We start from the raw sequence: 26,293 nt of genomic DNA, 5'->3' as shown, positions 1-26,293 counted from the left end.
CTCGATCAGTCCCTCCCCCTATCAGGGGGAGGATAGGTGGGGGTATCCCATTGAAAACGCGTCTTCGCCGAATTTTCCTAAAACCCGATGCTTCCTCGGGAACCAACCGTTACGCCCCCCGTTCCTGCCGCGAGCCTCGGGTGACGCCGGACCATTTGGTGCCATTGGGGCTCACCAATCCTCTCTCTTCTGTCGGATTTGCCTGCATGCGAACGTCATGCAGGGGAACTAACCTCGTATCGAGGTTTTCCTCCTGTGAGGAGAAGAGGAGAGACTGCGATGACCTATATATCTGGTTTTGTCGTGCCCGTTCCGGCGGACAACAAGGACAAATACAAAACGCTGGTCGACAACAGCGCGGACCTGTTCAAGGGCTATGGCGTCAGGCGGCTGATGGAGGCCTGGGAGGATGACGTGCCCGATGGGCAGGTCACCGATTTCCGCCGCGCCGTGCAGGCCAGGGAGGACGAGGTGATCGTCTTTTCCTGGCACGAATATCCCGACAAGGCGACGGCCGATGCCGCCAGCGAAAAGATGATGCACGACCCGGCCATGGAAGCCATGGGCCGCGACATGCCCTTTGACGGCGCGCGCATGATCTATGGTGGTTTCGCCGAAATCTATCAGCAGGGCACGAAGGGCAAGCCGGGCTATGTCGACGGCTCGCTCATCCCCGTGCCGACCGCCCGCAAGGATGAATATCGCGCCGTGCTGGAACGCCAGGCCGCCGTGTTCAAGGAATTGGGTGCGACACGTTTTGTCGACGCCTGGGGCGATAATGTCCCCGATGGCCAGCACACCGACTTCAAGAAGGCGGTCAGTGCCAGGGCGGACGAAAGCGTGGTGTTTTCCTTCATCGAATGGCCCAGCAAGGCGCATCGCGACGCTGCCTGGCCAAAGATCTACGAAGACCCGCGCATGCACGAGGAAGGCACGCCGGGCGACGAAGCTCGCCGCGTCTTCGGCGGCTTCCTACCACTGGTCGACGACTAGGCTTCAGGCGTGTAGCCCGCCTCTTCGATCGCCGCCTTGCCCTTGGCGGCATCGCCGGTGAAGCGCACCGTGTGGGTGCCGAGATCGACGGCGATCTCGGCGCCGGGCAGGGCCTCTTCGAGCGCCTTGGTGACCGTGCCGACGCAATGGCTGCAGGTCATGTCGTTGACGGTGAATGTGGTCGTTTGGCTCATGGTCAGTGTCCTTTGGTGGCCGGCTTTGCGCCAGCGAGATCGTCGAGGATGGGGCAGTCGGGACGGTTGTCGCCGCTGCAGCAATGTGAGAGATGTTTCAGCGTTTTGACCATCGATTGCAGCTCGGCAATCTTGGTTTCGAGCGCCGATATGTGCCCGGTGGCGATCTCCTTGACCTCGGCACTGGCGCGCGACTTGTCCTGCCAGAGGCCGAGGAGGGTGGACGTTTCATCGACCGAGAAACCCAGCGTCCGGGCGCGTTTGACGAAGCGCAGCACATGCACTTCGTCGGCGCCATAGACGCGGTAATTGCTGTCGGTGCGCAGGGGCGCGCGGATCAGGCCGATGGATTCGTAATAGCGGATCATCTTGGCCGAAACGCCCGAGGCGCTGGAGGCTTCACCGATATTCATGACTGAACGCCTTTCACCGCCCGCAGGCGCTGCGCATTGCTGACCACCAGCACCGAGGAGAGCGCCATGGCGCCGGCCCCGAACATGGGATTGAGCAGCAGGCCGAAGGCGGGATAGAGCGCGCCGGCGGCCAGCGGGATCAACAGCACATTGTAGCCAAAGGCCCAGAAGAGGTTTTCCCAGATATTGCGCATGGTGGCGCGGCTGATGGTGAGGGCATTGAGCACGCCTTTCAGGTCGCCGCCGAGCAGCACGACATCGGCGCTCTCGATGGCGGCGTCGGTGCCCGTGCCCACGGCAATGCCGATATCGGCTTCCGCCAGCGCCGGCGCATCATTGATGCCGTCGCCCACATAGGCGACGACGCCCAGCGAGCGCAGGCTCTTGATCGCAGCCACCTTGTCGGCCGGCAGCACTTCGGCGCGCACTTCGTCAATGCCCAGCTGGCGGGCGATGGCTGCGGCGGTGCGGCGATTGTCGCCCGAGATCATCGCGGTCTTGAGGCCCATGCCATGCAGCGCTGATATGACCGCCTTGCTGGTCGGCCTGATCGTGTCGGCAACAACGATGGCCGCGGCCAGCTTGTCATCCATCGCGGCAAAGACCGGCGTCTTGCCCGCATCGGCGAGCTTTTCGATCGCATCGGCAAAATCGGAAAAATCGAGATGGCTCAGGTGACGCTGCGAGCCAATGGAGACCAGTCGCCCATCGACCCGGGCGGTGACGCCATGACCGGCATGCGACTGGAACTCGGTCACCGCGCCCAGCGAAAGCCCTGCCTTTTCGGCAGCAGCGACGATGGCCGCAGCGATCGGATGCTCGGACTTTGCCTCGACGGCGGCGACCAAACCCAGCACTTCGTCATGGGTGAAATCATCGTCGAGAATGAGATCGGTGAGCGTGGGCCTGCCCTCGGTCAGCGTGCCCGTCTTGTCGAAGGCGACGACCTTGGCTTCGCGCAATTGCTGCAGCGACTCGCCGCGGCGGAATAGCACGCCCAGCTCGGCAGCCCGGCCGGTGCCGACCATGATGGATGTCGGCGTGGCGAGGCCCATGGCACAGGGGCAGGCGATGATCAGTACGGCCACCGCATTGACCAAGCCAAAGGCATAGGCCGGCTGCGGACCGAACACGACCCAGACAGCGAAAGTGGCAATGGCCAGCGCGATGACCATGGGCACGAACCAGGCGGTAATCCGGTCGACCACGGCCTGGATCGGCAGCTTGCCGCCCTGCGCTTCCTCGACCATGCGGATGATCTGCGCCAGCATCGTATCGCCGCCAACCTTGGTGGCGCGGAAGCTGAAACTGCCCGACATATTGAGCGTGCCTCCGATCACCTCGGCGCCGACGCCCTTGGTGACCGGCAGGCTCTCGCCCGAAATCATCGACTCGTCGACATGGCTCGCGCCCTCGACGATTTCCCCATCCACGGCGATCTTTTCGCCGGGGCGGACCATGATGATATCGCCAGCCACGACCTGCTCGATCGGCAGCTCGATGAGCGTGCCATCACGCGTGACGCGGGCGGTTTTCGCCTGCTCGCGCACCAGCCGCTGAATGGCCTCGCCGGTGCGACCCTTGGCCAGCGCTTCGAGCCAGCGCCCGACAAGGATCAGCGTAACGATAACGGCGGCCGCCTCGTAATAGACATAGCGCGTGCCCTCGGGCAGCAGCGCCGGCGCGAAGGTGGCAACCACCGAATAGAGGTAGGCCGCGCCGGCACCCAGGGCGACCAGCGAATTCATCTCCGGCGCGCCGCGCAGGAGCGCCGGAATGCCATGCTGGAAGAAGCGCCAGCCGGGCACGAACAGCACCACGCTGGTCGCCACGAAATAGGCGATCCACAGCACCTGCATCGGCACGGCGGCCATCAGCCACATGTGGAAGGGCATGTAGAAATGCCCCAGCATTTCCAGCACGAAGATCGGCAGGGTGAGCCCGCCGGCAATGAGCATGTCGCGGCGCAGAATCACCGCGTCTTCGTCGTGGTGTTGATGGCCGGAATGATCGGCATGATGGTGTTCCGGCACTTTTTCTGCCGCATAGCCAACCTTCTGGATGGCCTTGATTAAATCACCCTCGGCGCCGCCCGTTATGGTGGCGCGTTCAGTCGCAAGGTTGACAGACGCCGCCGTTACGCCAGAGACTTTCAAAATTGATTTTTCCACCCGCGCCACACAGGAGGCGCAGGTCATGCCTTCGATATTGAATTGCATTTTGTCTTTTTGGACGTGTTCAGTCATGGTTTTTCACCTCGTCCCCATGCATATAGACCTTCCCATCATGGGAAGGTCAAGGCCCCCGGCAGCCGCACGCGTTCGAGAGTGATCGCCATGCTGCAAAAGGCCAGATCGCGGCCCGGCGAACCCTGCATTGGCATCGATCAAACTGACCTGCGGCAGGTTGGCACTGCGACAGTTGCGCAACTTAGTGCGCCCTCGGCGCAGGCGTATATCGATCCTGTCAGGAGACGAAATGCCATGCAGCACGTCAGCAACGACATCGAACGCATAGCCAGACCCGTGCCCACACCGGCGCTCTGCCAGGCCTGCAGGGGGATGCACCAGGGCATCTGTTCTGCCCTCACCCCCGAACAGCTCCTGGCCATTTCCCATCTGACACGCCGCGTCCGATACGAGGCCGGCGAGGAGCTGATGGCCGATGCCGAGCCCATCACCGCCTATGGCAATGTGCTGCGCGGCGTCATCAAGTTGACCAAGGTGCTCGAGGATGGGCGTCAGCAGGTGGTCGGGTTGCAATTTGCCCCCGATCTGCTTGGCCGCATGTTTGCCACCGAGAGCCGGGTCACGGCCGAGGCGGCGTCCGATGTGGAAGTGTGCCTCGTGCCCAAGGCGGCGCTGGAAGCACTGGTGCGCAGCAATCCCGAACTCGAACATCGCGTGGCGCTGCAGGCCCTGCGCGATCTCGACGAGGCGCGCGACTGGATGGTGACGCTGGGCCGCAAGACGGCAGCCGAAAAGGTCGCGAGCTTTCTCTATCTCATCGCCAGCCATATCGATCCGGCCGGGGCGGTCACCACCTTCGACCTGCCACTCAGTCGCGCAGACATCGCCGATTTTCTGGGCCTGACCATCGAAACCGTGAGCCGCCAGATAAGCCGCCTCAAGGCCGACGGCGTGATCGAGATCGAACACTATCGCCACGTCGTCGTGCCCGATCTGACGAGGCTCCGCCTCCGCTGCGGCTAGGTTGCGGATTGTCGGCCTTTGCCCGTGGATTCACAACCACGTATGTGAAGCTGTCGGAAAAAGCCTATCAATCGAGCCGCCCGTTTCGCAGGGTCATCACGCGATCCACGGTGCCGTCGGGAATGCTGGCGTGGGTGACGACAATGACGGTCCGGCCCTGTGCGGCTGCGCGCAGGGTTTCAAAGAAGCTCACTTCGGCCGTGTGGTCGAGACCCGTGGTCGGCTCATCCAGCAGCAGGATTTTTGCCGGCGACAGCAGCACGCGGGCCAGACAAAGGCGGCGGGCCTGACCAGCCGAGACCGTGCGGCCGCCTTCGCCCAGCAGCGCATCGAGACCGAGCGGCAGGCCCTGCACGAACGCGCCGATGCCCGCGGCATGGAGCGCCGCCCAGAGCGCGTCATCGTCAGCCTCGGGCCGGCCGATGTGAAGGTTGGCGCGGATCGTGTCGTTGAACAGCGGGCTGTCCTGGCTGAGGAGGGCGAGGCTGGCGTGCAGGTCCGCCAAGCGCAGATGGTCGATCGGGACGCCACCCAGAGTGATGCTGCCGGCCTGCGGATCGGCCAGGCGCAGCAGCAATGTGAGCAGGCTCGATTTGCCACCGCCGCTGGCGCCCTGGATCGCCAGATGCTCTCCCGGCCGCACGGTGAGGTTGAGCTCGTCGAGCACGACAGGACCACCATAGCCGAAACACACGTCACGCAAGGCGATCGTCATGTCATCCCGCAGGGCAAGAGGCTTCACTGGATCGACAACGACGATCGGCATTTCGGCAATGGCGGTCAGGCGCTCTGCGGCGGCCATGGCCGTGGTCAGCTTGCTGACGCTGCGAAGGATGACATTGGTGGCTTCAAAACTCCCCATGATGGCGAGCAGCAGCCCCGCCAGCACGGGGCCATCGACCTGTCCGGCCTCCAGCGCCACAAGACCCAGCCAGAGCGAGCCGACCAGTGCCAGGGTGGCCAGCGCTTGCACGGCAAAACTGCCGAGGGCCGTGAGGCTGGCGAGATGCCCTCTGGTCGCACTCAACCGGGCCGCGGTGACGTCAAAACCGGCCTGGGCTGTGCCCAATACGCCAAACACGGTGAGATCGGCATGGCCTTCGATGCCGTCGAGCACGGCAGCGCGCGCATCGGCGGCGCGGGTGACCATGTCCTGGCCTGTGTCGCGGCTGACCAGCACGAGGCCCGCCGGCACGACGAGAATAGCGCTGGCATAGAAGAGGCCAAAGACCAGCGCCGCGCCCGGCAGCAGAAAGGCCATGACAGCGGTGAGCACCGTGCCGATGACCAGGGCGGCGGTGATTGGTCCGATGGCGACGAGAAAGGCCGTGTCGAGCGCATCGACATCGGCGGTGAGGCGACTGACAAGATCGCCATGGCGCAGGCTGCGGTCGCCCAGCGGCAGGCGAGGGAAGAGCCGGGCAAACAGCCAGCCGCGCAGATCGGCCAGGAGGCGCAGTGTCGCGTCATGCCCCACCAGCCGCTCGCCATAACGCGCCAGGATCCGGATGAAGGAAAAGGCACGTACCAGCGCCGAAGGCACGAAGAGATTGAAGGCGAGGCCCAGCGTGGTGATGGCGGCGGCGGTGACGAACCAGCCCGAGGTGGCGAGGAGGGTCACGCCGGCGCCAAGGGCGATCAGCGACAGCAGCAGCGCCAGGGCAAAGCCGGTGAGCTGGCTCATGAACAGGGCGCGGAAGGCGAAGAGGGATTTCATGCGATGCTCCGATCCCGATGCGGCGTTGCCACCGGCAGCAGTTTTTCGCCGGCAATGCGCCAGACCCGGTCCATCTGCGAGGCGACGGCCAGCGAATGGGTGGAAATCACCAGCGTGCGGCCCTTGGCATAGGCCCTGAGGTCGTCGAGCACGGCCTGTTCGAGGTCGGCGTCGAGATGGGCGGTCGGCTCATCGAGGAGGATCAATCCGGCATCGCGCAGATAGACGCGCGCCAGGGCGATGCGTTGCACCTGTCCACCCGACAGGCCAAAGCCGCCTTCGCCCAGCAGGGTATCGAGCCCCTCGGGCAGGGCGTCGGCAAAGCCGGCGGCATGCGCCAATTCGGCCGCGCGCCGAATTTCGGCATTGCTCGCGCCGGGGCGGGCGAGGGCAATGTTGTGGGCCATGGTGCCGGCAAAGATACGCGGCTTCTGGCCCAGCATGGTGACGCGGGCGCGCAGCTCAGCCTCGGGCCAATCGGCTAGCGGGCGACCGCCCAGGGCCATGCTGCCCTCGTGATGGCGCAGCCGGACCATGGCTTCGAGCAGCGTCGACTTGCCGATGCCGCTCTGGCCCAGGATGGCGATATGCTCGCCGGGCGCGATGGTGAGGTCAGCGCCTTCGAGGAGCGTGCGGGCATTGTCGGGCGTGCGCAGGGTCAGGCTGCGGATAGTGACGCCGATGGCGCCGGTATTGGGGATGAGCGGTGCATCGGCGAAGCTTGGCACCTGCCTGGGCAGGGTGCCAAGCTGCGCCTCGATCTCTCCAATCCCCGCCTTGGCGGCGGCGCGGTCGTGATAATGGGCTGCCAGCGTGCGCAGGGGATTATAGACCTCGGGCGCCATCAGTAGCAGGAACAGGCCCAGCTCCAGCGTCATCGGCGTCGACCGCAGGTGCAGGAAGTCGATGTAGGTCAGCCCGATATAGAGCGCCACGCCGGCGACGCCGAGTGCCGCAAAGAATTCCAGCACGGCCGAGGACAGAAAGGCGATGCGCAGCACCCGCAGGTTGCGCTGCCGCAAGTCGTCGCTGGCAGCAACAATGCCCGCCGTTTCCGCCTCGGCACGGCCGAAGAGTTTGAGCGTCATCAGCCCGCGCAGCCGGTCGGCAAAGCGTCCAGTGAGGAGACTAAGGGCGCGCGCCTGCCGCCGCGTCGCCACCTGTGCGCCAAGGCCCGCCAGCGCCATGAACAGGGGAATGAGCGGCGCGGTGACGAGGAAGAGGAGACCCGCCAGCCAGTCGAGCGGCAGGATGACGGCGCCAAAGGCCACGGGCAGCACGCTCGCACCGATCATCGCCGGCAGGTAGCGCGAAAAGAAGGCATCGAGCGCTTCGACCTGATCGACAATGGCTGCGGTCGCAGCGCCGGCCTGCGCCCGCTCGGCCTCGCGCGGCGAGCGCGACAGCAATTGACCAAACAGCGCGCCGCGCAGCTGCGTCTTGATCGCTTCGGCGGCGGCTGTGCCGGCACGATCGCCGATCGCCCCCAGCGCGGCGCGGATGATGAGCAAGGCCAGGATCAGCGCCACGGCCGGCCCGAGCGTCGATATGGCCGCGCCACCTTCGATCGCCGCGCCGATCACATGGGCCAGCGTCCAGGCCTGCCAGATCAGCAGGGCACCACCCAGGAGAGGGGCGGCAATGGCGAGGCCCAGCCAGACGCCACCGTTACGGGTCAATCCCGATAGCGTCTTCCCGTTTTGGCGGTCTATCGTCTGACTGGCTGACATTGGCACTCTCGCAATTCGATGCCCACACCATAGCCGGACCGACAGAACCACCTTTGATCTGAATCAAGGAATAGCCCGCACTTATTGCCTATGACGATTGAACTTTCCGCCCCTCGGGGTGCGTCAATCATAGGGGCCCTCATGCCATGATCGACATGACCGTTGTCGAACTCTCGCGGTGGCAATTCGCCGTCACCGCCATGTATCACTTCATATTTCCGCCGCTGACCATTGGCCTTTCCGTGATGATGGGCATCATGGAAAGCGTCTATGTGATGACCGGGCGCGAGGTCTGGCGCAAGGCGACCCTGTTTTGGGGCACGCTGTTCGGCGTCAATTTTGCCATGGGCGTCGCTACCGGCATCGTCATGGAATTCCAGTTCGGCATGAACTGGAGCTACTACAGCCACTATGTCGGCGACGTCTTCGGCGCGCCGCTGGCCATCGAGGGCTTGATGGCCTTCTTCCTTGAAGCCACCTTCATCGGCCTTTTCTTCTTCGGCTGGGACCGGTTGAGCAAGGTCGGCCATCTGGCCGTCACCTGGCTGACGGCGCTGGGCGCCAATTTCTCGGCGCTCTGGATCCTCATCGCCAATGGCTGGATGCAAAACCCGGTCGGCGCCAAGTTCAATCCCGACACCATGCGCATGGAAGTCACCGACTTCATGGCAGTGATCTTCAACCAGGTGGCGCAGGCCAAATTCGTCCATACCGTCAGCGCCGGCTATCTCTGCGGCGCGGTCTTCGTCTTCTCCATCTCTTGCATTTTCCAGCTCAAGGGCAAGCATGTCGAGATCGCCAAGCGCTCCATGGTGGTTGCCGCCAGCTTCGGCCTGGCCTCGGCCCTGTCGGTGGTCGTGCTGGGTGATGAAAGTGGCTATGTCGCGACCGAACACCAGAAGATGAAGATCGCGGCCATGGAGGCCAGCTATCACACTGAGCCGGCACCCGCTCCTTGGACGGTTCTCGCCTGGCCGGGCGAGGATGGTGGCGCCCCCAGTTGGTCGATCCAGATCCCGTGGATGGGTGGTCTCATCACCACGCGCTCCTTCGACAAGCCCATGCCGGGCATCGAGGAGCTGGTCGCCCATGCCGAAACCCGCATCCGCTCGGGCATGGTGGCCTATGACGCCCTGCAGGAGATCCGGGCCGACGGCAACAATGCCGCTGCGCGCCTGACCTTCGAGCAGCACTGGCCCGACCTCGGCTATGGCCTGCTGCTCAAGCAGTATCGCGAGGATGTCGGCAATGCCACAGACGCCGAGATCGCCATGGCGGCCGAATATACCGTGCCCGATGTCTGGCCGCTGTTCTGGACCTTCCGCATCATGATGGGCCTGGGCTTCTTCTTCATCGCCTTCTTCGCGCTGACCTTCTGCCGCGCGTCGCGCGGCTGGATTGGCACCAATCGACGCATGCTGTGGCTCGGCGCCCTGCTGCTGCCGACGCCCTGGATTGCCATCGAGTCGGGCTGGTTCATCGCCGAATATGGCCGCCAGCCCTGGGTGGTGGAGGGCGTTCTGCCCACCTTCTACGCCGCCTCGGGCCTCCACTTCTGGGACCTGGTCATCTCGCTGAGCTTTTTCACCCTGCTCTATACTACCCTCGCCATCATCACGGTCCTGCTGATGATCAAGATCATCAAGGCCGGCCCGCAGGACAAGCTCTTCTCCGCCGACGAAAGCGACGACGAGGACTTCGTCGTCGCCGCTCTCCCCGCAACCGCTGCCAACAAGGGACTTGGATCGTGACCGCCATTCCGCTCGACTACGAAACCCTGCGCCTCATCTGGTGGCTGCTGCTCGGCATTCTGCTGATCGGCTTTGCCATCATGGGTGGCCGTGACCTCGGGGTAGGGGCCCTGCTGCCACTCGTCGCCCGCAAGGACGACGAACGCCGTGTGCTGATCAACCTGGTCGGCCCGACCTGGGAAGGCAATCAGGTCTGGCTGATCCTGGGCGGCGGCGCCATCTTTGCCGCCTTCCCGCCGCTCTATGCGGTGAGCTTTTCGGGCTTCTACCTCGCCATGATCGTGATCCTGCTCGCGCTGATCCTGCGGCCCGTCGGCTTCAAGTTCCGCGGCAAGGTGAAGGATGCACGCTGGCGCGCCACCTGGGACTGGGCCCTGTTCATCGGCGGCTTCGTGCCGGCGCTGATCTTCGGCGTCGCCGTGGGCAATGTCTTGCTCGGGGCACCCTTCCACCTCGATGACACGATGCGCAGCTTCTACACGGGCAATTTCTTCCAGTTGCTTATGCCCTTCGCCTTGCTGTCGGGCCTCGTGAGCCTCGGCATGATTGCAACGCAGGGCGCCGCCGTCATCGCCGCGCGCACCGAGGGCATCATTGCCGAGCGGGCTCGCAGCTATGGCAGCCTGATCGCCATGGCCACCATCCTGCTCTTTGCCCTGGCCGGCGTCTGGGTAGCGCTGGGCATCGACGGCTATGCCATCACCAGCGCCGTGGACGGCAATGCCGCCATCAATCCGCTGGCCAAGACCGTGGTCCTGACCCGCGGTGGCTGGCTCACCAACTACGGCACCTATCCCTGGATGATTGCCGCGCCCGTCCTCGGCTTCCTGGGCCTCCTCGGCGCCTTGTTCGGCCTGCAGGCCCGCTGGCGCTTTCCAACGCTTCTGGCCTCGAGCCTTGCCATCTTCGGCATCGTCTCGACGGCGGGCCTGTCGCTCTTCCCCTTCCTCTTGCCCAGTTCGACCCTGCCACAGGCAAGCCTCACGCTCTGGGATGCTTCGTCCAGCCATCTGACGCTGTTCATCATGCTGATCGCCACCGCGATCTTCCTGCCGATCATCCTCGCCTACACCGCCTGGGTTTTCCGCGTCATGCGCGGCACGGTCAGCACCACCTCGCTCGAAAAGAACCCAAACGCCTATTAGGAGACGCTCATGTGGTATTTCTCGTGGATCCTCGGCCTGGGCCTGGCCTGTTCCTTCGCCATCCTCAATGCCATGTGGTTCGAGATGCGCGAAGACCGGCGCATCGCCATTGAAGAGGGCAGGGAGCCCATCCAGCGCTAAACGCAGGTCTCCTGAAAGCGCCGGCCATCCCGCGCATGGCTCTTTACCGGATGGTCAAAAATACCTTAACGCGGGCATCGCTGTGGCGGTGTCCGTTTTTCTTCGTGAAATCAATGAGGTGGCGGGCGGAGCAAAAGTCGGATGCCTAGACTCTGGGCACTCCAACCTGAACCCAATATGACAGCCATGCCTCTTTTGTTTGCACAAAATGCATAACGGATGTGCAGCAAGTCCATCTTCTAATCACGACGGGCCGGGTCTACATAGGGGTCATCAAACGAAGGGGAAACCGAAATGAACATCCGCCAGAAAATCGCACAGTTTGCTCAGTATCAGCGCACCATGCGTGAACTCAACGCTCTCGACGCCCGTCAGCTCAATGACCTCGGCATCACCAAGGGCGACATCAAGAACATCGCTCGCGGCACCTACGCCAACTAAGCGATATTAGACTTGCTGTCTGTTAGATGAAGGCGTCCACCAGGGCGCCTTTTGTCTATTCTGGGGTCTGCAATGACTAGCGGATCAGATCCGCAGACTTACCGCCTAGGACGGTGACAAGGTCATCCGGCCTCATCCGGATCTGCAGCCCGCGCTGCCCGCCGTTGAGGAAAATTTCCTCCTCCAGCGTGGCCATTTCCTCGACGCAGGTTGGCACTGCTTTCTTCTGTCCGAAGGGGCTGATCCCGCCCACCTTGTAGCCCGTCAGGCGCTCGGCATCCGCCGGCTTCATCATATGCGCCGACTTGCCGCCGAAGGCCGCGGCCAGCTTTTTCATGTTCACTTCTTCATCCGACGGCACCACCACGCAGACCGGCTTGCCATCCACCTCGGCCATCAGCGTCTTCAGCACGATCGAGGGCGAAACGCCCATGGCCTCGGCCGCCTGCAACCCGACGCGATCGGCATCGGGGTTGTAGTCATAGGTGGCGGTGGTGAAAGCAAAGCCGGCCTTGGTCAGGGCAAGCGTTGCGGGCGTGGTCTTGGACATGGGGCGGAGGATATTGGTGCTGCGGGCGTGGTGGAAGAGGGTTTTTGCGGGTCCCCCCTCCTAGCCTCTCCCTGATAGGGGGAGGGACAGATCCAGCTTGGGGCACGATCTCGCCAGATACGCGGCGCGGTCCCTCCCCCTTATCAGGGGAGGATAGGAGGGGGTACCCCCCCAAAAAACTCTACGGCCTTCTCTCCACCACGCGATATTCCATCGCCCCGATATCGCGCAGCAAATGCGGGGAGGAGTGGATCAGGTCGACCGTCACGCGCCGGCGGCGGCTGTGGATGCGGAACAGGCGCCAAACGCTCCAGCGCGGCAGGGTGATAGCGCATTCGGCAGACTGGGTGATTGCGGTCATGGCTATAACCATCCTTATGCAGATGGCCTCTCTCTGGTTTGCCTATGCTCACAAGATGGCTGGTAATCCGGTTGATCTCCAACTAAACGTCGAGAGGTTGGCATAAGGAGATTTGATCCATGTCGAACCTGCCGCCCCTGACCGCCGTGCGCGCCTTCGAGGCTGTCGCCCGCCATCTGAGCTTTACCCGCGCTGCCGAGGAACTGGGGATGACCCAGGCGGCGGTGAGCTATCAGATCAAGGTGCTGGAGGAGCGCGTCGGGGCGCCGCTCTTCCTGCGCAAGCCGCGCCAGATCCTGCTCAGCGAAACCGGCGCCCGCCTGGCGCCACAGGTGTCGCAAGCCTTCGACATGATGCGCGTGGCTTTCGCCGACATGCGCGGGCAAGTCGACAACCTCCTCTCGATCACTTCGGTGCCGACCTTTGCCAGCCAGTGGCTGGCGCAAAACCTCGGCCTGTTCAACGTCGCCCATCCCGAGATTGCCGTGCGGCTCGACAGCTCCAGCGCCCTGGCCGATCTCGCCAATGACGACTTCGACCTTGGCATCCGCACGCTGCCCGGCCCGCAGGGTAAGGGGCTGGTGCATCACCTGCTGGTCGAAGCTGATTTCACCCCGCTGCTCAGCCCCGCTCTGGCCGCAAGCGTCGGCGGCATCACCCGGCCCGAGGACCTGCTGAAACTGCCCATGCTCGATCCCGAGGACGAATGGCTCGGCCAATGGTTTGCCGCTGCCGGCGTGCCCGGCTATTCCATCGAAGGACGGCCGCTCAGCATGATGGGCCTGCAAAGCCTTCTCGCCACGGCCGCCATGGCGGGGCGTGGAGTCTCCATGCTGACACCCGCTTTCTTCCGCGACGAGATTGCCTCTGGCCGCCTGATCCAGCCGTTTGATCTCCTGGCACCAGCGGGCCGTGGCTATTACCTCGTCTATCCCGAAAGCCGCCGCAACAGCCCCAAGATTCGGGCCTTTCGCGACTGGATTATCGAGGCCAGCAAGTCGCTCAGGGACTAAAACATGGCCCGGTCGCGGGCGACGATCTCGGCCAGAAAGTCAGACACCAGCGCCACGCGGCGAATGCTGCGCAGGTCCTCATGCACCACGGTCCAGTAGGAGCGGGTGAGGCTATGCCCGGGCAGCACCGGGACCAGCCCCGCGTCGCCGCCGGCCATGAAGGTGTGCAGGATGCCGATCCCGGCGCCCGCCCGCACGGCTTCCGTCTGGCCCATGGCCGAGGACACCGCCAATGACGAGCGCCAGCCTTTCAAAAACTCGCCGGTATAGTCGAGCGAGGCGGTAAACAGCAGGTCTTCCACGTAGCCGACGAGACGATGATCCGAGAGCGCCTCCAGCGTCTCTGGCGTGCCATGGGCATCGAGATAGCGCTGTGCCGCATAAAGCCCGAGCCGATAGTCGGTCAGCTTGCGCGCCACCAGCCGCCCCTCGCGCGGCCGCTCCAGCGTCACCGCGATATCCGCCTCGCGCCGCGACAGCGAAAAGGCCCGCGGCACCGGCACCAGTTCGATCCGCAGGCCTTTGTGCCGCTCGGCCAGCTCGCCCAGCCGCGGCGCGAGAAAGGCCACGCCGAACCCGTCTGGCGCCCCGACGCGCACCGTTCCCTCGATGAGGCTGTCGGCCCCAGCCGCCTGGCTGGCCGCCAGCATGGCGCTTTCCATCCGCTCGGCATGGGTGAGAAAGCGTTCGCCTTCGCCCGAGAGTTCGCTGCCATTGGTCTTGCGGGTGAAGAGGCGTGCGCCCAGCGCGTCCTCCAGCGCCGTCAGCCGCCGCGCCACCGTCGCATGGTTGAGCCCAAGGCTGCGCGCCGCACCCAGAATCTGCCCGTTGCGCGCCACGGCGAGAAAAATCCGCACATCATCCCAATTCATCGCACTTCAATTCCCGCACAACCGATGCAAAATCTATCGCATTGCGATGCGAGGACTATAGCGCGATGACAGGCCCGATAACAGGGAGACATCGCGTGCGCACCATTGGCCATTTCATCAACGGCAAGCAAACCACCGGCAATAGCGCCGAATTTCAGGACGTGTTCAATCCGGCGACCGGCGAAGTGCAGGCCCGCGTGGCGCTGGCGACCGAAGCCGATCTCGATGCCGCCGTGGCCTCGGCCGCTGCCGCCCAGCCCAAATGGGCCGCTACCAATCCGCAGCGCCGCGCCCGCGTCTTCTTCAATTTTGTCGCGCTGATCAATCGTGACATGCAGGCTTTGGCCGAACTGCTGAGCCTCGAACATGGCAAGACCGTCGACGACGCCAAGGGCGATATCCTGCGCGGTCTGGAAGTCGCCGAATTCGTCGCTGGCGCGCCGCACCTGCTCAAGGGCGAGTTCACCGATGGCGCGGGCCCGGGCATCGACATGTATTCCATGCGCCAGCCGGTCGGCATCGGCGCCGGCATCACGCCCTTCAATTTCCCGGCCATGATCCCGCTGTGGATGCTGTCGCCAGCCATTGCCGTGGGCAATGCCTTTATCCTCAAGCCCTCCGAGCGCGACCCGTCCGTTCCGGTCAGGCTCGCCGAACTGGCCGTGGAAGCCGGCCTGCCGCCGGGCATTCTCAATGTCGTGCATGGCGGCAAGCCGGTGGTGGATGGCATCCTGCACCACGATCAGATTGGCGCAGTGAGCTTCGTCGGCTCGACCCCGATCGCCCGCTATGTCTATGCAACGGCCGCTGCCGAGGGCAAGCGCGTTCAGGCTTTTGGCGGCGCCAAGAACCACATGATCATCATGCCCGATGCCGACATGGACAAGGCCGCCGATGCCCTGATGGGCGCCGGTTTCGGCTCGGCCGGCGAGCGCTGCATGGCCGTTTCGGTCGCCGTGCCGGTGGGTGACGAAACCGCCGATCGCATCGTCGCGGCTCTGAAACCCCGCATCGAAAAGCTCAAGGTCGGTCCCGCTTCGGACAAGGCCAGCGAAATGGGCCCGGTCATCACCAAGGCCAGCCAGGACAAGATCAAGGGCCTGATCGACAAGGGCGTGGAGCAGGGCGCCGACCTCGTCATCGACGGCCGTGGTCTCAGCCTTCAGGGCTATGAGAACGGCTATTTTGTCGGCCCGACCCTGTTCGACAATGTCACCGCCGAGATGGACATCTACAAGGAAGAGATCTTCGGGCCGGTGCTGAGCGTTGTCCGTTCAAAGACTTACGAGGATGCGCTCAAGCTCACCATGGACAATCCTTATGGCAATGGCACGGCGATCTTCACCCGCGACGGCGACGCGGCGCGCGACTTTGCTGCCCGCGTCAATGTCGGTATGGTCGGCATCAACGTCCCGGTGCCGGTGCCGCTGGCCTATCACAGCTTCGGCGGCTGGAAGGCGAGTGCCTTCGGCGATCTCAACCAGCATGGCACGGATTCGATCAAGTTCTGGACCAAGACCAAGACGGTCACCGCCCGCTGGCCGAGTGGTATCAAGGATGGTGCCGAGTTCCAGATGCCGGTGATGAAGTAGGTGCGGGCATAAAGCTGCCTTATGCACGACCAGTCGCTTTTGGCTGGAATGCGCTAGCAGACTGTTAGCATCGACGCGCCGAACGCGTGAAAATGGGCGGCTGACGCAAACCGTCAGCGGCCCTTGCCGTATCTTCCTGCGGGAGTGTTCGCACGGAGCTCCCACATACACGGTGTCATCCCGGCCTTGAGCCGGGACCCATCTCGAGATGTCTGTCCTGCCGCAAGGCCGGCGTGCTTCTCACGACCACCTTGCGGCTGTGGTTCGATCTCAGGATGGGCCCCGGCTCAAGGCCGGGGTGACATCGAGTGTGGGGCTTGTGCAGTGAGACCCGGGTCATCGCCCTGGAAACAACAAAGGCCCGGTGATCGCTCACCGGGCCCCGTTTTCCGTCTCTGGGAGAAGATCGAAACTGGTTTAGACGATCCCGCCCGAGCCGCCCTCAACCGCCGGCCGCACTTCGGCGACCTTCTGGCGGTAGCCGGAGGCGCGGTAGGTGGCGAGCAGGTCGATGGCGCCGCCCTTTTCAAGGCGCGACATGGCCAGGATCGGTTCCACATCGGTGCGATAGGCCTGGCGCAGCTGCTGGGTGGCGGTCAGCGCGTCATTGGCTTCCTGCGCGCCCTTGAGCGTCGTGCGGTCGACGAGGAGCGCCTGCGCATAGGCGCGCTGCACGTCCGAGGCGCTGAGCATCAGCGACTCGATCGGGTCGGTGACATTATGCGACTGGTCGAGCATATGCGCCGGGTGGAAATCGGGCTGGCGGTTTTCGATGTCGACCAGCTCGTTGAACACCAGGAACAGGCGGTAGGGGTCGATGGCGCCGGCGTCGAGATCGTCGTCGCCATACTTGCTGTCATTGAAATGGAAGCCGCCGAGCTTGCCGAACTGGGCAAGGCGCGAGACGATCATCTCGATGTTCACATTCGGCGCATGGTGGCCGAGGTCGACGAGGCACAGGGCCTTCTCGCCCAGCTCTTTGGCGATGATGTAATTGGTGCCCCAGTCCTGCACGACCGTCGAATAGAACGCCGGCTCGTACATCTTGTGCTCGGTATAGAGCTTCCAGTCCTCGGGCAGGGCAGCGTAAACTTCCTTGGCCGAGTCGAGGTAATGGCCGAACTGGTCGGCAAAGTTCACCTGGCCCGGAAAATTCGAGCCGTCGCCGATCCAGATGGTCAGGGCCTTGCTGCCGATGGTCTTGCCGATTTCGATGCACTCGATGTTGTGCTCGATGGCCTGCTGGCGCGTGCCCTTGTCGGCATGCGACAACGAACCGAACTTGTAGCTCTGCAACTGCCCGCGGGCATCCGAGAACGTGTTCGAATTCATCGCGTCAAAGCCGAGGTTGAAGCGGCTGGCAGCCTGCTTCAACCGGTTCGGATCGGCCTTGTCCCACGGAATGTGCAGCGAGATGGTCTTGCTGGCCTGCGACAGCTGGGTCACCACGGCGCAGTCTTCGATCTTGTCGAAGACGTCGCGCGGCTCGCCGGCGCCGGGAAATTTGGCAAAGCGCGTGCCGCCGGTGCCCACGGCCCAGGAGGGCAGGGCCACGGAGAAGTCGGCAACCTTGGCCTTGATGGCATCGATGGCAATGCCGCGACGATCGAGGCGCTCGCCCAGCGATTCATAGTCGGCATGCAGGTCATCGACCCGCTTGGCATTCTCGGCTTCGACGACGGATGTGTCGATCATGTATTCGGTCATTTTGTTTCCTCCGCTCCCTCCACAAACTCGGTGTCATCCCGGCCTTGGGCCGGGACCCATCTTGAGATCTCGGGATGGGCCCCGGGTCGAGCCCGGGGTGACATCGTGGGTGTGGCGAGATTTTGCCCCGATGGACTACCGCGTGAACGACTGGGCGTTGCCCGCGTCGACATTGATGATGTTGCCGGTCGACTTGGCCGAGGCTTCCGAAGCGAAGAAGTAGATGGCTTCGGCGATGTCCTCAGGGAACACCGAACGCTTGAGCATAGAACGCTCGCGATACATCTCCTCGAGACCATCCTTGTCGGTCTTATAGGTCGATGCACGCTGCTCCAGCCATTCGCCGGCCCAGATTTTCGAGCCACGCAGCACGGCGTCGGGATTGACCACATTGACGCGGATCTGCTCGCCTGCGCCTTCGAGCGCGAGGCATCGTGCCAGGTGGATTTCCGCAGCCTTGGCGGTGCAATAGGCCGAAGCGTTGGGCGAAGCGGCGAGACCGTTCTTGGACGCCACGAACACCACATTGCCGCCGATCTTCTGCTGACGGAACAGGCGGAAGGCCTCGCGCGAGACGAGGAAATAGCCCGTGGACAGGATGTCCATGTTCTTGTTCCACAGCTCGAGCGTCGTCTCCTCGATCGGTGCCGAGGAGGCAAGGCCGGCGTTGGACACGAGGATGTCGAGGCCACCAAACTCCACCACGGCATGGGCGAAGCCGGAAATGACCTGCTCTTCCTTGGTGACGTTGATGTTCACCGGGCGCACGAAGTCCTTGCCGAACACGTCGCTGAGTTCGGTCGTGGCGGCGTCGAGCGCCGTCTGGTCGATATCGGCGATGACGACGCAGGCGCCTTCCCGCAGCAGGCGCGCTGCGGTGGCCTTGCCGATGCCGCCAGCGCCGCCGGTGACCAGCGCAATCTTGCCAGCCAGAGCCTTGGGCTTGGGCATGCGGGCCAGCTTGGCTTCTTCAAGCAGCCAGTATTCAATGTCGAAGGCTTCCTGCTCGGGCAGGCCCTGATATTCGCTCACGGTCGACGAGCCGCGCATCACGTTGATGGCGTTGACATAGAACTCGCCGGAAATGCGGGCGGTGGCCTTGTCCTTGGCGAAGGTCAGCATGCCGACGCCCGGGATCAGGTAGACCACGGCATTCGGGTCGCGCACGGCGGGCGAATTGTCGTGCTTGCAGCGATCGTAATAGGCCTGGTAGTCGACGCGATAGGCGGCGATCTGGTCGGCAAGGCCGGCGATCACGGCATCAACATCCGGGTTTTCCGGATCGAAGTCGATCACCAGCGGACGGATCTTGGTGCGCAGGAAGTGGTCGGGGCACGACGTACCGAGCGCCGCAAGCGGACGCAGATTGTTGGAATTGACGAATTCCAGCACGGCCGCGCTGTCATCGAAATGGCCAAGCTTGTGGCTGTCTTCCGAGATGAAGCCGCGGATCTTGGGCATCAGGCGGGCTGCGACGGCACGACGGGCATCGGCATCGAGGGACGTGGTCGCCGCGCCGCCAAAGATGGTCTTGCCTTCCGTCTGCTGCTCGAACCACTCGATCGCCTTGTTGATGATGTCGATCGTGGTCTGGTAGCATTCCTTGGGCGTGTCGCCCCAGGTGAAGAGGCCATGGCTCTCAAGGATCAGGCCCTTGGAGTTCGGGTTTTCTTCGCAATACTTGCCCAGCCACAGGCCGAGCTCGAAGCCCGGTTTCTTCCACGGCAGCCAGCCAATGCTGTCACCGAAGATCTGCTGGGTCAGTTCCTTGGAATTGACCGAAGCCGCGATGGCAATGATCGCGTCGGGGTGCATGTGATCCACATAGGGGTGGTTCACATAGGCATGCAGCGGGGTGTCGATCGACGCGGCGCGCGGGTTGAGGTTGAACGTCGCATGCGGCAGGTAGCCCACCATTTCGTCTTCGAATTCGACGCCGCGATAGAGACCCTTCAGCGCCCGCAGCTTGTCCATATAGAGCGTCGAAAAGCCATCGAGCTTGATCGAAGCGCTATCGCCGCCCGAACCCTTGACCCACAGCACTTCCACGGTCTCGCCGGTCAGCGGGTCCTTCTGCATGATCTTGGAGGAGGTATTGCCGCCACCATAATTGGTGACGCGCTTGTCGCTGCCCAGCAGGTTGGAGCGATAGACGAGGCGTTCCGGCTCGCTCATCGCGGCGGCTTTTACGTCGTCCCAGAGGTTTGCGAGGCGCTTGGGCGCGGTGGTGGACATGATAGACTCCTCCCATTGGGTATTGGTGGTCGCGGATTGGGCCGGACATGGCCACGATCAATCATCACTGTCAATCACAAACAGTCATTACCGCGCATATCCCGCTAACATGTTTTGAAGTTGACGGTTTGATGATTGACACTGATTGAAATACCCGATTAGGAATGCGTCAGGGAGATAGCTGCCTTGCACGAAACTGAACGCCAGAGAGTGATCATTGCTGCTGCGCAGACGCGCCCGGTGGTAACCGTGGCCGAGCTGTGCGAAGTGACGGGCTCGTCTGAAGCCACCATTCGTCGCGACATTGCAGCGCTGCATGTGCGTGGTGAGGTACGGCGTGTGCGGGGCGGGGCCGAGGCGGTCAATCCGCCCGAGCAGACCGCGCTGATGGGGCGCCCCTTTTCGGTCAACGAAACGATCAACATCGCGCAGAAGCGGTCAATCGCCCGCGCCGCCGCCGAACTCTGCAAGGATGGCGAGCCGATCATCATCAATGGCGGCACCACCACCTTCCAGATGGTGCATCACCTGACCGGGCGTCGCCTGTCGGTTTTCACCAACAGCTTCGCCATCGCCGAATTCCTCATCCACAACTCGCGCAATTCCGTCGTCATTCCCGGCGGCACCGTCTATCGCGAGCAAAATGTCATCCTCTCGCCCTTCGGTGGCGTGGTGGCATCCCACTTTTATGCCAAGCGCATGTTCATCGGCTGCCAGGGCATCGGCCAGCACGGATTGATGGAGGCCGATCCCATGGTCGTCCAGTCCGAACTGGCCCTGATCGGGCAGGCCGACGAGCTGATTGTTCTGGCAGACTCATCCAAGTTTTCGGGCAGATCGAGCCTCATATTGTGCGGGCTCGACCGAATTGCCGCCGTCATCACCGACAGCGGTATCCGCGACGAAGACCGTCAGATGCTGGAAACGGCAGGCGTGCGGCTCATCGTGGCGGATTCGAATGCTCAGGCAGACCAGCAAGCAACGGTCGCCTGAGATGGACTTTTCGATCACCAAGTCCCAGGGAGGGATTATCCAATGAAACTCTTGAAAGTACTGGCTGCCACCACAGCCGTTGCCATGCTGCTCGCCGCGCCGGCCTATGCCCAGACGCGCATCGCGCTCGTCGTCAAGTCGCTCGGCAATGGCTTCTTCGACGCCGCCAACAAGGGCGCCCAGGAAGCTGCCGCCGAACTCGGTGACGTCGAAGTCATCTATACCGGCCCGACCGCTGCCACCGCCGAAGCCCAGATCGAAGTCGTCAACTCGCTGATCGCTCAGCAGGTCGACGCCATCGCCATCTCGGCCAATGACCCGGACGCTCTGGTCCCGGTCCTGCAGCGCGCCATGCAGCGCGGCATCAAGGTCGTGTCCTTCGACTCCGGCGTTGCCCCCGAAGGCCGCCAGATCCACCTCAACCCGTCGGACAATGCGCTGATCGGCGAGACCATCATCAAGCTGGCCGCTGACTACCTGCCTGAAGGCGGCCAGGTTGCCATTCTCTCGGCCGCTTCCACCGCGACCAACCAGAATGCCTGGATCGAAGCTGCCAAGGCCGCTCTGCCCGAGAAGTTCGCCAATATCGAACTCGTCGCTACCGTTTACGGCGATGACGACTCGGTCAAGTCGACCAACGAAGCCAAGGGCCTGATCTCGTCCTACCCCGACCTCAAGGCCATCATCGCTCCGACCACCGTCGGCGTCGTTGCTGCAGCCCAGGTCGTCACCGATCAGAACCTGATCGGCAAGATCAACGTCACCGGCCTCGCCCTGCCGTCCGAGTTCAAGCAGTTCATCGACAATGGTGCGTCGCAGGCCGTGGCCCTGTGGAACCCGATCGATCTCGGCTACTCGGCCGTGTTCCTCGCCAATGACCTGGTCAAGGGCGAAGAAGCCGCTCCCGGCGCGACCTTCTCGATCGGCCGCGTTGGCGAAGTGACCCTGGACGACACCAACGCCGCCGCCATGGCCGTGCCGTTCCAGTTCGACGCCAGCAACATCGAAGAATTTTCCAAGATTTACTAAGCGAAACCCGGCCCGGCGCTTCGGCGCCGGGCCGACCCTCTCCTGCGTGAGGGAAAGAATGCAACCACTGGTTCCACATACGCGATGTCATCCCGGCCTTGAGCCGGGACCCATCCCGAGATTTCAGTCCTGCCGCAAGGTGGTTCGATAGTCGCCACGACCTTGCGGCTGTGGCGCGATCTCAGGATGGGCCCCGGCTCAAGGCCGGGGTGACACCGTGGGTGTGGAACCAGCAGTTGAAAGCAAAAGGCCCCACTGCATGACCGACCCCATCCTCACCCTTTCGGGCATATCCAAGAGCTTTCCCGGCGTGCGTGCGCTCAATGGCGTGTCGCTCGAACTCTATGCCGGTGAAGTCACCGCCCTGATCGGGGAAAACGGGGCCGGCAAGTCCACCCTGGTCAAGACTCTGACCGGCATCTATCAGCCCGACGAAGGCGAGATCCGCGTCGGCGGCCAACTCGTCGCTCTTCCCACCGCTCATTCCGCATCGGCTGTCGGCATCACCGCCATCCATCAGGAAACCGTGCTCTTCGACGAGCTGACCGTGGCCGAAAACATTTATCTCGGTCACATGCCGACCAACCGTTTCGGCATGATCGACTGGAAAAAGACCCGCAGCGAAGCACAGAAGACGCTCGATTCCATGGCCGCCGGTGTCGACGCCTCGATCAAGCTCAAGGAACTGGGCATTGCCAAAAAGCACCTCGTGGCCGTGGCCCGGGCGCTCTCCATCGACGCGCGCGTCGTCATCATGGATGAGCCGACCGCCGCGTTGAGCCAGAAGGAAATCGAAGAGCTCTATGTGCTGATCGAACTGCTCAAGCAGGACGGCAAGGCCATCCTCTTCATCAGCCACAAGTTCGATGAGATCTACCGCATCGCCGATCGCTTCACCGTCTTCCGCGACGGCGAACAGGTCGGCAAGGGGCTGATCAAGGAAACCAGCCAGAGTCAGATCGTTCAGCTCATGGTCGGCCGTCCCGTCGACCAGGTCTTCCCCGAGCGCAGCACCGCCATCGGCGAAGTGGTGCTGGAGGCCAAGGGCCTCAGCCATCCCACCGAATTCCATGATGTGAGCTTTGCGGTCCGCAAGGGCGAAATCCTGGGCTTTTATGGCCTGGTCGGGGCAGGGCGCTCCGAAGTCATGCAGGCCGTTTTCGGCATGACCCAGCCCTCCGCCGGTTCGCTCGTCCTCGAAGGCAAGACCATTGCACCAAAATCGGCTGCCGACGCGGTGGAGGCCGGTATCGTTTACGTGCCCGAGGAACGCGGCAAGCAGGGTGTCATCACTGGCGAACCCATCTTCATGAATGTCTCGCTGCCTTCGCTCGGCAAGACCAGCAAGTCCGGCTTCCTGCGCATGGCCGAGGAATTCGACCTCGCCCGCACCTATACCGAACGCCTCGACCTGCGCGCCTCTTCGCTCAGCCAGAATGTCTCGACCCTGTCGGGTGGCAATCAGCAGAAGGTGGTGATCGCCAAATGGCTCGCCACCCTGCCCAAGGTCATCATCCTCGACGAGCCGACCAAGGGCATCGACATCGGCTCCAAGGCCGCCGTGCATGGCTTCATGGCCGAACTGGTGGCGCAGGGCCTGTCGGTCATCATGGTCTCGTCCGAACTTCCCGAAGTCCTGGGCATGAGCGACCGCATCGTTGTCATGCGCGAGGGCCTTGTCATCGACACGCTTGAAAACAAGGGCCTCAAGCCCGAGACGCTGGTACGCCTGGCTGCCGGTATTGCCGAGGAGCAGGCAGCATGAATCGCCTTCTGAAACATCGCGAGATCTTCCTGTTTCTCGCCATCCTGGCTGTGCTGGTCCTCGTGACCCTGCGCTTCCCGCGCTTTGCCCAGCCCGGCAATCTGATGGCCATTTTCGATGACACGTCCATCCTGATCATGCTGGCGCTGGGCCAGATGGTGGTCATTCTGACGCGCTCGATCGACCTCTCCATGGCCGCCAATCTGGCGTTGACCGGCATGATCGTTGCCATGCTCAATGCCGCTTTCCCCGGCGTGCCGATCCCGCTGATCATGGTCGCCTCGGTGCTCATTGGCGCGGCGCTTGGCGCCTTCAACGGCGGCCTGGTCTGGCTGCTCAACATTCCGCCCATCGTCGTGACCCTGGGCACGCTGACCATCTATCGCGGCCTGACCTTCGTCATTTCCGGCGGCGCCTGGGTCAATGCCTCGCAGATGAGCCCCGATTTCATCGCCCTGCAGCGCACCATCTTCCTTGGCCTGCCGGTCATGAGCTGGATCGCCATTGTCACCGCGCTGATCTTCTGGCTGACCATGACCCGTACCGCGCTTGGCCGCGCCATCTATGCCATCGGCGTCAATCCGACCGCCGCCGTCTATACCGGCATCAATGTCGGCCGCACCAAGTTCTGGGCCTTCGTCATCGCTGGCGCCGTCGCTGGCCTTGCCGGCTATCTCTACATCTCGCGCTACGTCATCGCCTCGACCGAAGTGGCGCGCGGCTATGAGCTGACCATCATCGCCGCCTGCGTCATCGGCGGCGTCTCCATTGCCGGCGGCATCGGCACCGTGGCCGGCGTGCTGCTCGGCGCGCTCTTCCTCGGCATCATCAACAATGCCCTGCCGGTCATCGGCATCTCGCCCTTCTGGCAGATGGCCATTTCCGGCACCGCCATCCTGCTCGCCGTCGTGCTCAATGCCCGTGGCGAACGCCGCAAGGGCCGCATCATTCTCAAGAAGGCAGCTGCCGCATGACCGACACTTCCCTGCACCGCAGCCTGCCCAACCGGCTCGACAATCCGCTCAAATCCGCCGTGCTGAGCTGGGAGAGCCTGCTGGTTCTCGTGGCCCTGGCCATCTTCATCCTCAACGCCATGAGCTCGCCCTACTTCCTCAATGAGTGGAGCCTGAGCGACATGACGTTCAACTTCACCGAGAAGGCGCTGATCGCATTGGCCATGGCGCTGCTGATCATCTCCGGCGAGATCGACCTCTCGGTCGCCTCGATCATCGCGCTGGCCTCCACCATGATGGGCTTGGCCCTGCAATATGGCGCCGACACACCCATGCTCGTTGCCATCGGCATCGGCGTCGGTATCCTCTGCGGCGCCTTCAACGGCTTCCTCGTGACGGGGCTGAAGCTCCCCTCCATCGTCGTCACCATCGGCACGATGAGCCTTTTCCGCGGCATTGCCTATATCGTCCTCGGCGACCAGAGCTTTAACGGCTACCCCGCCAGCTTCACCTGGTTCGGCCAGGGCTATGTCACCTGGGTCATTTCCTTCGAACTGGTGCTGTTTGCCGTCGCCGCCGTGATCTACTGGGTCGTGTTGCATCGCACCAATTTCGGCCGCCGCATCTTCGCCATCGGCAACAATGACGTCGCCGCCCAATTCTCCGGCGTCCGCGTCGACCGCATCAAGTTCGTGCTCTTCTGCCTGACCGGCCTGATGAGCGGCATCGCCGCGGTCCTCTTGACCGCACGCCTCGGCTCGACCCGCCCCTCGATTGCCCAGGGTTTTGAGCTCGAAGCCATCACCATGGTCGTGCTCGGCGGCGTCTCCATCCTGGGCGGGGCCGGCTCGATCATCGGCGTGGTCCTTGCAGCGCTGATCGTTGGCCTCGTGACCTTCGGCCTTGGCCTCCTCAACGTGCCGGGGATCGTCATGACCATCTTCACCGGCTCGCTGCTGATCGTCGTCATCGCCCTGCCCATCCTCTGGAAGATGATCAAGGAGCGCCGCGCATGATCGAGGACAATGGCTGGGAAAAGCACGCCTTCAAGATGAAGCTCAATCCCGGCATGGCGGCGGAATACAAGAAGCGCCATGACGAGATTTTCCCCGACCTGGTCGATGCGCTGCACGATGCCGGCGTAAAGGATTATTCCATCCACCTCGACGAAGAGACCAACACCCTCTTCGGCGTCCTCTGGCGCCGGGTCGATCACACCATGTCCGACCTGCCCGGGACCGAAGTCAACCAGCGCTGGTGGAAACACATGGCCGACATCATGGCAACGGACGAAAACAACGTGCCGGATTCCACCGATCTCGTGCCGCTGTTCTGGATGAAATAGGCATCGGGGCACGCCCTCGTGGTTCGAGGCTTTGCTGCGCAAAGCACCTCACCATGAGGGCTGTTGGTTCATCGCACTCCCAGTAGCCCTCATGGTGAGGTGCGAGCCTTCGCGAGCCTCGAACCACGGGGGCGTGGCACT

At 63.2% G+C, this 26,293-nt stretch carries 24 protein-coding genes; 14 read left to right on the top strand and 10 right to left on the bottom strand.

From position 1 onward, the window contains the following. The first annotated feature begins 279 nt into the window (after positions 1-279). The gene (locus P0Y65_11645; protein ID WEK02864.1) at positions 280-993 is read left to right on the top strand and encodes a DUF1428 domain-containing protein; all 714 of its coding nucleotides are present in this window, start codon (positions 280-282) and stop codon (positions 991-993) included. Here P0Y65_11645 and P0Y65_11640 read toward each other — a convergent pair. From P0Y65_11640 to P0Y65_11630, 3 genes are read right to left on the bottom strand one after another with little or no spacing between them, the layout of a single operon-like run. Beyond that, the gene (locus tag P0Y65_11640) at positions 990-1,187 is read right to left on the bottom strand and encodes a heavy-metal-associated domain-containing protein (protein ID WEK02863.1); all 198 of its coding nucleotides are present in this window, start codon (positions 1,185-1,187) and stop codon (positions 990-992) included. The genes P0Y65_11645 and P0Y65_11640 overlap by 4 nt on opposite strands. 2 nt (positions 1,188-1,189) lie before the next feature. Then, positions 1,190-1,600 carry a Cu(I)-responsive transcriptional regulator gene (gene cueR, locus P0Y65_11635; protein WEK02862.1) on the bottom strand — a complete coding sequence of 137 codons (411 nt, stop codon included), beginning with the start codon at positions 1,598-1,600 and terminating at the stop codon, positions 1,190-1,192. Beyond that, complete coding sequence (locus P0Y65_11630) at positions 1,597-3,846, bottom strand: heavy metal translocating P-type ATPase (protein ID WEK02861.1); 2,250 nt, start codon at positions 3,844-3,846, stop codon at positions 1,597-1,599. Before P0Y65_11630 ends, cueR begins: the two co-directional genes overlap by 4 nt. Positions 3,847-4,083: 237 nt before the next feature. Here P0Y65_11630 and P0Y65_11625 point away from each other — a divergent pair, with 237 nt between their 5' ends. After that, entirely contained in the window at positions 4,084-4,812 is a 729-nt protein-coding gene (locus P0Y65_11625) for a Crp/Fnr family transcriptional regulator (GenBank protein ID WEK02860.1), read from the top strand. A 67-nt stretch (positions 4,813-4,879) separates the two neighbouring features. Here the strand turns inward: P0Y65_11625 and cydC are convergent, their stop codons facing one another. Together cydC and cydD are read right to left on the bottom strand one after the other, a co-directional pair. Further along, the gene (cydC, locus tag P0Y65_11620; protein ID WEK02859.1) at positions 4,880-6,529 is read right to left on the bottom strand and encodes a thiol reductant ABC exporter subunit CydC; all 1,650 of its coding nucleotides are present in this window, start codon (positions 6,527-6,529) and stop codon (positions 4,880-4,882) included. Beyond that, the gene (gene cydD / locus P0Y65_11615) at positions 6,526-8,208 is read right to left on the bottom strand and encodes a thiol reductant ABC exporter subunit CydD (GenBank protein WEK02858.1); all 1,683 of its coding nucleotides are present in this window, start codon (positions 8,206-8,208) and stop codon (positions 6,526-6,528) included. Before cydD ends, cydC begins: the two co-directional genes overlap by 4 nt. Positions 8,209-8,405: 197 nt before the next feature. Between cydD and P0Y65_11610 the strand changes: the two genes are divergently transcribed. From P0Y65_11610 to P0Y65_11595, 4 genes are all read left to right on the top strand, one after another. Next, a complete protein-coding gene (locus P0Y65_11610) occupies positions 8,406-10,010 on the top strand; it encodes a cytochrome ubiquinol oxidase subunit I (protein ID WEK02857.1) in 1,605 nt (534 codons plus the stop codon). After that, the gene (cydB, locus tag P0Y65_11605) at positions 10,007-11,155 is read left to right on the top strand and encodes a cytochrome d ubiquinol oxidase subunit II (GenBank protein WEK02856.1); all 1,149 of its coding nucleotides are present in this window, start codon (positions 10,007-10,009) and stop codon (positions 11,153-11,155) included. Before P0Y65_11610 ends, cydB begins: the two co-directional genes overlap by 4 nt. Before the next feature lie 9 nt (positions 11,156-11,164). After that, complete coding sequence (gene cydX, locus P0Y65_11600; GenBank protein WEK02855.1) at positions 11,165-11,296, top strand: cytochrome bd-I oxidase subunit CydX; 132 nt, start codon at positions 11,165-11,167, stop codon at positions 11,294-11,296. A 294-nt stretch (positions 11,297-11,590) separates the two neighbouring features. Continuing rightward, on the top strand, positions 11,591-11,737 hold the full coding sequence (locus P0Y65_11595; GenBank protein ID WEK02854.1) for a DUF1127 domain-containing protein: 147 nt from the start codon (positions 11,591-11,593) through the stop codon (positions 11,735-11,737). Between the two features lie 76 nt (positions 11,738-11,813). Here P0Y65_11595 and ybaK read toward each other — a convergent pair whose 3' ends face one another. Then, positions 11,814-12,287: a Cys-tRNA(Pro) deacylase gene (gene ybaK, locus P0Y65_11590; GenBank protein WEK02853.1), complete on the bottom strand. Its 474-nt coding sequence runs from the start codon at positions 12,285-12,287 to the stop codon at positions 11,814-11,816. A gap of 181 nt (positions 12,288-12,468) precedes the next feature. After that, positions 12,469-12,648: a hypothetical protein gene (locus tag P0Y65_11585; protein WEK02852.1), complete on the bottom strand. Its 180-nt coding sequence runs from the start codon at positions 12,646-12,648 to the stop codon at positions 12,469-12,471. Positions 12,649-12,767: 119 nt separating this feature from the next. Here P0Y65_11585 and P0Y65_11580 point away from each other — a divergent pair, with 119 nt between their 5' ends. After that, positions 12,768-13,661, top strand: coding sequence for a LysR substrate-binding domain-containing protein (locus P0Y65_11580; GenBank protein WEK02851.1), 894 nt, complete (start codon positions 12,768-12,770; stop codon positions 13,659-13,661). Here the strand turns inward: P0Y65_11580 and P0Y65_11575 are convergent. Further along, positions 13,658-14,533, bottom strand: a complete 876-nt coding sequence (locus tag P0Y65_11575; protein WEK02850.1) for a LysR family transcriptional regulator — start codon at positions 14,531-14,533, stop codon at positions 13,658-13,660. The genes P0Y65_11580 and P0Y65_11575 overlap by 4 nt on opposite strands. A 95-nt stretch (positions 14,534-14,628) precedes the next feature. Here P0Y65_11575 and P0Y65_11570 point away from each other — a divergent pair, with 95 nt between their 5' ends. Beyond that, positions 14,629-16,125 (top strand): CoA-acylating methylmalonate-semialdehyde dehydrogenase, encoded by a 1,497-nt coding sequence (locus P0Y65_11570; GenBank protein WEK02849.1) that lies wholly within the window; start codon positions 14,629-14,631, stop codon positions 16,123-16,125. A gap of 417 nt (positions 16,126-16,542) precedes the next feature. Here P0Y65_11570 and rhaI read toward each other — a convergent pair whose 3' ends face one another. Continuing rightward, positions 16,543-17,832, bottom strand: a complete 1,290-nt coding sequence (gene rhaI, locus P0Y65_11565; protein ID WEK02848.1) for an L-rhamnose catabolism isomerase — start codon at positions 17,830-17,832, stop codon at positions 16,543-16,545. 135 nt (positions 17,833-17,967) lie between these two features. Then, entirely contained in the window at positions 17,968-20,067 is a 2,100-nt protein-coding gene (locus P0Y65_11560; protein ID WEK02847.1) for a bifunctional rhamnulose-1-phosphate aldolase/short-chain dehydrogenase, read from the bottom strand. A gap of 186 nt (positions 20,068-20,253) precedes the next feature. Here P0Y65_11560 and P0Y65_11555 point away from each other — a divergent pair, with 186 nt between their 5' ends. From P0Y65_11555 to rhaM, 6 genes are all read left to right on the top strand, one after another. Further along, entirely contained in the window at positions 20,254-21,060 is an 807-nt protein-coding gene (locus P0Y65_11555; GenBank protein ID WEK02846.1) for a DeoR/GlpR family DNA-binding transcription regulator, read from the top strand. Positions 21,061-21,102: 42 nt separating this feature from the next. Then, a complete protein-coding gene (gene rhaS / locus P0Y65_11550) occupies positions 21,103-22,089 on the top strand; it encodes a rhamnose ABC transporter substrate-binding protein (GenBank protein WEK02845.1) in 987 nt (328 codons plus the stop codon). A gap of 259 nt (positions 22,090-22,348) precedes the next feature. Next, entirely contained in the window at positions 22,349-23,854 is a 1,506-nt protein-coding gene (locus tag P0Y65_11545; protein ID WEK02844.1) for a sugar ABC transporter ATP-binding protein, read from the top strand. After that, positions 23,851-24,828, top strand: coding sequence for an ABC transporter permease (locus P0Y65_11540; protein WEK02843.1), 978 nt, complete (start codon positions 23,851-23,853; stop codon positions 24,826-24,828). Before P0Y65_11545 ends, P0Y65_11540 begins: the two co-directional genes overlap by 4 nt. Next, entirely contained in the window at positions 24,825-25,823 is a 999-nt protein-coding gene (locus P0Y65_11535; protein ID WEK02842.1) for an ABC transporter permease, read from the top strand. Before P0Y65_11540 ends, P0Y65_11535 begins: the two co-directional genes overlap by 4 nt. After that, positions 25,820-26,152 (top strand): L-rhamnose mutarotase, encoded by a 333-nt coding sequence (rhaM, locus tag P0Y65_11530; GenBank protein WEK02841.1) that lies wholly within the window; start codon positions 25,820-25,822, stop codon positions 26,150-26,152. Before P0Y65_11535 ends, rhaM begins: the two co-directional genes overlap by 4 nt. Positions 26,153-26,293: the final 141 nt, after the last annotated feature.

Source organism: Candidatus Devosia phytovorans (assembly GCA_029202405.1).
Classification (GTDB): Bacteria; Pseudomonadota; Alphaproteobacteria; order Rhizobiales; family Devosiaceae; genus Devosia; species Devosia phytovorans.
The sequence above is the reverse complement of the archived record's forward strand: the minus strand, read 5'-3'. Positions and strand labels throughout refer to the sequence as shown.

What these genes read in the sequence shown, in the direction of transcription:
- P0Y65_11645 (WEK02864.1), top strand. Translation starts at nt 280, where the DNA reads ATGACCTATATATCTGGTTTTGTCGTGCCCGTTCCGGCGGACAACAAG.
- P0Y65_11640 (WEK02863.1), bottom strand. Translation starts at nt 1,187, where the DNA reads ATGAGCCAAACGACCACATTCACCGTCAACGACATGACCTGCAGCCAT.
- cueR (WEK02862.1), bottom strand. Translation starts at nt 1,600, where the DNA reads ATGAATATCGGTGAAGCCTCCAGCGCCTCGGGCGTTTCGGCCAAGATG.
- P0Y65_11630 (WEK02861.1), bottom strand. Translation starts at nt 3,846, where the DNA reads ATGACTGAACACGTCCAAAAAGACAAAATGCAATTCAATATCGAAGGC.
- P0Y65_11625 (WEK02860.1), top strand. Translation starts at nt 4,084, where the DNA reads ATGCAGCACGTCAGCAACGACATCGAACGCATAGCCAGACCCGTGCCC.
- cydC (WEK02859.1), bottom strand. Translation starts at nt 6,529, where the DNA reads ATGAAATCCCTCTTCGCCTTCCGCGCCCTGTTCATGAGCCAGCTCACC.
- P0Y65_11610 (WEK02857.1), top strand. Translation starts at nt 8,406, where the DNA reads ATGATCGACATGACCGTTGTCGAACTCTCGCGGTGGCAATTCGCCGTC.
- cydX (WEK02855.1), top strand. Translation starts at nt 11,165, where the DNA reads ATGTGGTATTTCTCGTGGATCCTCGGCCTGGGCCTGGCCTGTTCCTTC.
- P0Y65_11595 (WEK02854.1), top strand. Translation starts at nt 11,591, where the DNA reads ATGAACATCCGCCAGAAAATCGCACAGTTTGCTCAGTATCAGCGCACC.
- ybaK (WEK02853.1), bottom strand. Translation starts at nt 12,287, where the DNA reads ATGTCCAAGACCACGCCCGCAACGCTTGCCCTGACCAAGGCCGGCTTT.
- P0Y65_11585 (WEK02852.1), bottom strand. Translation starts at nt 12,648, where the DNA reads ATGACCGCAATCACCCAGTCTGCCGAATGCGCTATCACCCTGCCGCGC.
- P0Y65_11580 (WEK02851.1), top strand. Translation starts at nt 12,768, where the DNA reads ATGTCGAACCTGCCGCCCCTGACCGCCGTGCGCGCCTTCGAGGCTGTC.
- P0Y65_11575 (WEK02850.1), bottom strand. Translation starts at nt 14,533, where the DNA reads ATGAATTGGGATGATGTGCGGATTTTTCTCGCCGTGGCGCGCAACGGG.
- rhaI (WEK02848.1), bottom strand. Translation starts at nt 17,832, where the DNA reads ATGACCGAATACATGATCGACACATCCGTCGTCGAAGCCGAGAATGCC.
- P0Y65_11560 (WEK02847.1), bottom strand. Translation starts at nt 20,067, where the DNA reads ATGTCCACCACCGCGCCCAAGCGCCTCGCAAACCTCTGGGACGACGTA.
- rhaS (WEK02845.1), top strand. Translation starts at nt 21,103, where the DNA reads ATGAAACTCTTGAAAGTACTGGCTGCCACCACAGCCGTTGCCATGCTG.
- P0Y65_11545 (WEK02844.1), top strand. Translation starts at nt 22,349, where the DNA reads ATGACCGACCCCATCCTCACCCTTTCGGGCATATCCAAGAGCTTTCCC.
- P0Y65_11540 (WEK02843.1), top strand. Translation starts at nt 23,851, where the DNA reads ATGAATCGCCTTCTGAAACATCGCGAGATCTTCCTGTTTCTCGCCATC.
- P0Y65_11535 (WEK02842.1), top strand. Translation starts at nt 24,825, where the DNA reads ATGACCGACACTTCCCTGCACCGCAGCCTGCCCAACCGGCTCGACAAT.
- rhaM (WEK02841.1), top strand. Translation starts at nt 25,820, where the DNA reads ATGATCGAGGACAATGGCTGGGAAAAGCACGCCTTCAAGATGAAGCTC.